The sequence below is a fragment of the Streptomyces malachitofuscus genome, assembly GCF_055571035.1.
This window is the reverse complement of sequence record NZ_JBVIGA010000010.1, coordinates 260,083-266,082: the sequence shown is the minus strand read 5'-3', so window position 1 is coordinate 266,082 and position 6,000 is coordinate 260,083. Positions and strand designations below refer to the sequence as shown.

7 protein-coding genes and 1 rRNA gene are annotated in these 6,000 nt (G+C 67.4%); 3 read left to right on the top strand and 5 right to left on the bottom strand.

Annotated features, from left to right (window positions below):
- Nucleotides 1-84 (bottom strand): 16S ribosomal RNA (locus ACZ44S_RS17360); the annotation flags it as partial.
- 519 nt (nucleotides 85-603) lie between these two features.
- Nucleotides 604-1,245, bottom strand: a complete 642-nt coding sequence (locus ACZ44S_RS17355) for a DNA-3-methyladenine glycosylase (protein WP_466929717.1) — start codon at nucleotides 1,243-1,245, stop codon at nucleotides 604-606.
- 158 nt (nucleotides 1,246-1,403) lie between these two features.
- Between ACZ44S_RS17355 and ACZ44S_RS17350 the strand changes: the two genes are divergently transcribed.
- From ACZ44S_RS17350 to ACZ44S_RS17340, 3 genes are all read left to right on the top strand, one after another.
- The gene (locus ACZ44S_RS17350) at nucleotides 1,404-2,186 is read left to right on the top strand and encodes a sporulation protein (RefSeq protein WP_466929714.1); all 783 of its coding nucleotides are present in this window, start codon (nucleotides 1,404-1,406) and stop codon (nucleotides 2,184-2,186) included.
- Nucleotides 2,187-2,227: 41 nt separating this feature from the next.
- Nucleotides 2,228-2,767: a YbhB/YbcL family Raf kinase inhibitor-like protein gene (locus ACZ44S_RS17345; protein WP_466929711.1), complete on the top strand. Its 540-nt coding sequence runs from the start codon at nucleotides 2,228-2,230 to the stop codon at nucleotides 2,765-2,767.
- Nucleotides 2,768-2,975: 208 nt separating this feature from the next.
- A complete protein-coding gene (locus ACZ44S_RS17340; RefSeq protein ID WP_466929709.1) occupies nucleotides 2,976-3,482 on the top strand; it encodes an HNH endonuclease in 507 nt (168 codons plus the stop codon).
- A 59-nt stretch (nucleotides 3,483-3,541) separates the two neighbouring features.
- Here ACZ44S_RS17340 and ACZ44S_RS17335 read toward each other — a convergent pair whose 3' ends face one another.
- From ACZ44S_RS17335 to ACZ44S_RS17325, 3 genes are all read right to left on the bottom strand, one after another.
- A complete protein-coding gene (locus ACZ44S_RS17335) occupies nucleotides 3,542-4,486 on the bottom strand; it encodes an SPFH domain-containing protein (RefSeq protein WP_466929706.1) in 945 nt (314 codons plus the stop codon).
- A 148-nt stretch (nucleotides 4,487-4,634) separates the two neighbouring features.
- Complete coding sequence (locus ACZ44S_RS17330; RefSeq protein WP_466929704.1) at nucleotides 4,635-5,066, bottom strand: NfeD family protein; 432 nt, start codon at nucleotides 5,064-5,066, stop codon at nucleotides 4,635-4,637.
- Nucleotides 5,067-5,160: 94 nt separating this feature from the next.
- Nucleotides 5,161-5,958, bottom strand: coding sequence for an ABC transporter ATP-binding protein (locus ACZ44S_RS17325; RefSeq protein WP_466929702.1), 798 nt, complete (start codon nucleotides 5,956-5,958; stop codon nucleotides 5,161-5,163).
- Nucleotides 5,959-6,000 lie beyond the last annotated feature (42 nt).

Sequence of the window (6,000 nt, the reverse complement as noted above, 5' to 3'; positions counted from 1 at the left end):
CACCGAAGTGGTTCATCGTTCGACTTGCATGTGTTAAGCACGCCGCCAGCGTTCGTCCTGAGCCAGGATCAAACTCTCCGTGAATGTTTACCCGTAATCGGGTGACACATCACGAGAGCGGAACATCGGGAGGAATAGTCCCGACGTTCACAGCGTCCTCGCTGTGTTTTTTCAAAGGAACCTCGACCATCCGAAACAGGATGGACGGGGTATCAACATATCTGGCGTTGACTTTTGGCACGCTGTTGAGTTCTCAAGGAACGGACGCTTCCTTCGTACTCACCCTCTCGGGCTTTCCTCCGGGCGCTTCCCTTCGGTGTTTCCGACTCTATCAGATCCTTTCGGACCCGAATCCCGGTCGGCGGGTTTTGCCGTCGAGCCCCTGGCTTTCGCCGTCGGCCTTTCGACATTCACTACGTTAGCCGATTCCCCCGCTCGAGTCATAATCGGGCTCTGCGGTGCTGAATTCAGGCATGCGGACATGACGAATTCGACCCTGCTGAAGGGTGATCGTAGGTAGTGGGTTGGCCGCTTCCGGCTGCAGGCGATCGCCGTACCCGGTTCAAGCGGCTTGGGCTACATTACGCACCTTCCGAGGCCGAGTCAACTTCGCCGGCGCCGCGGCACGTGGGCCCGATAAGGGCTCACCGTGGCATCGTCGGCGACCCAGTAGCGCCAGGGGTGGGCGGCTCCCTCGCCCGAGACACCCGTGCGCGGACCGTTCCTCACCTGCTCGGAGGGTGTGGCAGTGCCGGTGAGGATACGAAGGGGGGTGTCGTCGGTGGCGCAGGCGTCGGTGCCGTTGAGGGCGCGGTCGACGCCGAGGGCCGTGGCCAGGCGGGCCGGGCCTTTGGCCAATTCCTTGTCGTTGCGGGCCGAGAGCCGGCGGGTGCGAGCCAGCTCGGCGCCCTCGATGATCTCGCCCGCCCGCAGCAGCACCGCGCTCGCCCGGCCCTCGGGACCGCACACCAGGTTCATGCAGAACCACATGCCGTAGGTGAAGTAGACGTACACATGGCCTGGCGCACCGAACATCACCTCATTGCGGGCCGTGCGACCGCGATAGGCGTGGGAGCCGGGATCGTTCTGTCCGTCGTAGGCCTCGACCTCGGTCAGGCGGAGTGCGATCGGACCGTCCGGGGTGCTGCGGACCAGGATCCGGCCGAGGAGATCGGGGGCGACCTCGAGGACGGGGCGGTCGAAGAACTTCCTGGGCAGGGGCGTACGGTCGGGGGTCGCGATCATGCCGTCCGAGGGTACTGGAGACGGCCGGTGCCGCGGGGTGGTCACCGGGCGCCGCACTTGTCAGGGTGAGGGCGACGGAACCGGCCACGGCCGGATCGCGTTGTTAGGGATCAAGGGTCCTAGCGAAGCGATAGCGACAGGGCGACAAAGGGAGAGACATGGCGTTCAAGAAGCTGCTGGCGAGTCTGGGTGCCGGCGGGGCCTCGGTCGAGACCGTGCTGCACGAGGTCAACGTCGTTCCGGGCGGTGTCGTCCAGGGCGAGGTGCGGATTCAGGGCGGGTCCGTCAACCAGCAGATCGAGGGTCTGTCGGTCGGACTGCAGGCCAAGGTCGAGGTGGAGAGCGGCGACCAGGAGTACAGGCAGGACATCGAGTTCACGAAGTCGCGGCTCGGGGGTGCCTTCGAGCTCCAGGCGGGTGCCGTGCACGCGGTGCAGTTCGGTCTGGAGATCCCGTGGGAGACGCCGATCACGATGATCGACGGCCAGTCGCTGCGCGGGATGAACATCGGTGTGACCACCGAGCTGGAGATCGCGCGTGCCGTGGACTCGGGCGACCTGGACCCGATCAACGTGCACCCGCTGCCGGCGCAGAAGGCGATCCTGGACGCCTTCATCCAGCTGGGCTTCCGGTTCAAGAGCGCCGACATGGAGCGCGGCCACATCCGGGGGACCCGGCAGAAGCTGCCGTTCTACCAGGAGATCGAGTTCTTCCCGCCGCAGCAGTACCGCGGGCTGAACCAGGTGGAGCTGAGCTTCGTGGCCGACGAGCAGGCCATGGACGTCGTGCTGGAGATGGACAAGAAGCCGGGTCTGTTCAGCGAGGGCAGTGACACCTTCCGGTCCTTCAAGGTGGGGCTGAACGACTACCAGGGGACCGACTGGACGGCATACCTCAACCAGTGGCTGTCGGAGGTCGGCAGCAAGCGCAACTGGTTCTAGGCTCGGTCCCGACCGAACGCTGACGATCAGGAGGTACCGAGGTGACCGAGCTCAAGCGGCGGCCGCTCCCCCACGACTTCCATCCGCCCGTGCCGTCCTTCACGGTGACGAGTGACGATGTGAAGGACGGGGCCACGCTCAAGGACGCTCAGGTTCACACGGCCGGCAACACCTCACCGCACCTGCGCTGGGAAGGCTTCCCGCCGGAGACCAAGAGCTTCGCGGTGACCTGCTACGACCCGGACGCCCCGACGGGCAGCGGGTTCTGGCACTGGGTGGTGTTCGACATCCCGGCCTCGGTGACCGAGCTGCCGGTGGGTGCCGGCAGCGGCACCTTCGAAGGGCTGCCGGAGGGCGCGGTGCACGCGCGCAACGACTACGGCAGCAAGGACTTCGGCGGTGCCGCGCCGCCGCCCGGTGACGGGCCGCACCGGTACGTGTTCACGGTGTACGCGGTGGATCAGGCGAAGCTGGGTCCGGACGCCGACGCGTCTCCTGCCGTCGTGGGCTTCAACCTGCGGTTCCACACGCTCGCGCGCGCCCATGTGATCGGTGAGTACGAGGTTCCCGCGGAGTCCTGAGCGGTTCGAGCGGCTCCGATCGTTCATGGAACGTTTGCCCGCCTCTGGTCTTGGAATTGATCAGGGGCGGGCATTTTTGTTGCCGGGGGTCGCGGGAGTCACCTCCCGTACGAGCAGCAGATATTGCGTTGTCCATCTCGGCGTGCCCGGCCAGAGTTGATCCCAGCCCGCCGAGGGGTGGGCCGGTGCACACGGGAGGTGGGCTGGTATGCGGGACACGCTGGTACTGAACGCGAGCTTCGAGCCGTTGTCGACGGTGACGCTGAACCGTGCCGTCGTTCTGGTGCTTCAGGACAAGGCCGTCGTCGAGCAGGCCCACCCCGAACTGCGTATGCGCGGAGCCGCGGTCGACATACCGGTGCCTCGGGTGATCAGGCTCTGCCAGTACGTGAGGGTGCCGTTCCGAAGACAAGCGCCGTGGTCGAGGCGGGGTGTCCTGGTGCGGGACCGGCACCGGTGCGCGTACTGCGGACGGCGGGCGACGACCGTGGACCACGTGGTGCCCCGGTCGCACGGCGGACAGGACACATGGCTGAACACGGTGGCGTCGTGCGCGGAGGACAACCACCGGAAGGCGAACCGGACGCCGGAGCAGGCGGGTATGCCGTTGCTGCGTGAGCCGTTCGAGCCGACGCCCGCGGACGCGATGCTCTTGGCGCTGGGCGCGGAGGAGTTCGAGGCGCTGCCCGAGTGGCTGGCGTCGGCCGCGGCGTGACGGAGATGGTTCCCCGCGCCCCTGAGGGGGTGCGGGGAACCTGTGATTTCCGGGTGCTTTCAGTCGATCGAGGGCTTTTCGCGGCGTTCCTGGGCGGGGACGGTGCCTCCTGAGGTGCCGTTGCCGCCCATGGAGCCGAAGTTGCCCACGGCTCCGGAGAGGCCCTTGAGGGCGTCGCCGATCTCGCTGGGGACGATCCAGAGCTTGTTGGCGTCGCCCTCGGCGATCTTCGGCAGCATCTGGAGGTACTGGTAGGAGAGCAGCTTCTGGTCCGGGTCGCCGGCGTGGATGGCTTCGAAGACCGTGCGGACGGCCTGGGCCTCGCCCTCGGCGCGCAGGGCGGCGGCCTTGGCCTCACCCTCGGCGCGCAGGATCTGGGACTGCTTCTCGCCCTCGGCGCGTAGGATCTCGGACTGCCGGACGCCCTCGGCCTGGAGGATGGCGGCGCGCTTGTCGCGGTCGGCGCGCATCTGCTTCTCCATCGAGTCCTGGATGGAAGTGGGCGGTTCGATGGCCTTGAGCTCGACGCGGTTGACGCGGATGCCCCACTTGCCGGTGGCCTCGTCGAGGACGCCGCGCAGGGCCGCGTTGATCTCCTCGCGGGAGGTGAGGGTCCGCTCGAGGTCCATGCCGCCGATGATGTTGCGCAGCGTCGTGACGGTGAGCTGCTCGATCGCCTGGATGTAGCTGGCGACCTCGTAGGTGGCGGCGCGGGCGTCGGTCACCTGGTAGTAGATGACGGTGTCGATGTTGACGACCAGGTTGTCCTGGGTGATCACCGGCTGCGGCGGGAACGGCACGACCTGTTCACGCAGGTCGATGCGGTTGCGGATGGTGTCGATGAACGGGACGACGATGTTGAGGCCCGCGTTGAGTGTCCGCGTGTAGCGGCCGAAGCGCTCGACGATGGCCGCGCTGGCCTGTGGGATGACTTGGATCGTCTTGATCAGGGCGATGAAGACCAACACCACCAGAATGATCAGGACGATGATGATCGGTTGCATCGTCGGTTCCCCGAACCCTTCTTCGCCTCGGCGCCTACGGCAGATCCTGTGCCTGCGGAAGATCTCGCTGTTGAAGATCTTTCCGGTCGAGTCTGACAGACCATCGGTGCAACTGGGGGGTTGTTCGCCCCAGTTGTGTCGCGGCGGGTCACATGACGATCGCCGTGGCCCCCTCGATGTCCACGACGTCCACTTCCTGGCCCACGTCGTAGGCGCGGCCGGCGTCGAGGGCGCGTGCCGACCAGACCTCGCCGGCCAGCTTGATCCTGCCGCCGGAGGCGTCGACGCGCTCCAGCACCACGGCCTGTTTGCCCTTCAGGGCGTCCACGCCGGTGGCGAGTTGGGGCCGCTGGGCCCGATGTCTGTTGGCGATGGGCCGTACGACGGCGATGAGCGCGGTGGAGACGATCGCGAAGACCGCGACCTGGGCGACCGCGCCGCCGCCGAAGAAACCCGAGACCACTGCCGCGGCGACGGCACCCACCGCGAGCATGCCGAGTTCGGGCATCGCGGTGATCACGAGCCCGATGCCGAGTGCCGCCGCGCCGATCAGCCACCACAGCCATGCGTCGATGTCCACCTGGTCATGGTAGGACCGCGCACCCGGTCGCCGACAGGGCGCCGACCAGTTTGAACGCGCCGTGCGGCGCGGGTCTTTGGCTGCCGGGAAGGGCTCAGGTCATCGGGAGGCCCTGGGCGGTCCAGCGGTCGCCGACCTGTTCGACGACGAGGGGGAGGCCGAAGCAGAGGGAGAGGTTGCGGGAGGTGAGTTCGAGCTCCAGCGGGCCGGCCGCGAGGACCTTGCCCTGGCGGATCATCAGGACGTGGGTGAAGCCCGGGGCGATCTCCTCGACGTGGTGGGTGACCATGATCATGGAGGGGGCGATCGGGTCGCGGGCGAGCCGGCCGAGGCGGCGGACGAGGTCCTCGCGGCCGCCGAGGTCGAGTCCGGCCGCGGGCTCGTCGAGGAGCAGCAGCTCGGGGTCGGTCATCAGGGCGCGGGCGATGAGGGTGCGCTTGCGCTCGCCCTCGGAGAGGGTGCCGAACCTGCGGTCCAGGTATTCGGACATGCCGAGGCGGTCGAGGAAGGCGCGGGCGCGCTGTTCGTCGATGTCCTCGTACTCCTCCTGCCAGCCGGCGGTCATGCCGTAGGCGGCGGTGAGCACGGTCTGCAGGACCGTCTGCTTCTTGGGGAGCTTGTCGGCCATGGCGAGACCGGCCATGCCGATGCGGGGGCGCAGCTCGAAGACGTCCGTGCCGGGCCTGCCGAGGGTCTCGCCGAGGATGGTGGCGGTGCCCTTGCTGGGGTAGAGGTAGCTGGAGGCGATATTGAGGAGGGTCGTCTTGCCGGCCCCGTTGGGGCCGAGGATGACCCAGCGCTCGCCCTCCTTGACCGACCAGGAGACCTGGTCCACCAGAGCCCGGCCCTCGCGGACCACGGATACGTCCTGAAGCTCCAGAACATCGCTCATGAGCGCGTTGTCTCCCCTTGCAGTGTGGCCGGGTCTCGGCTG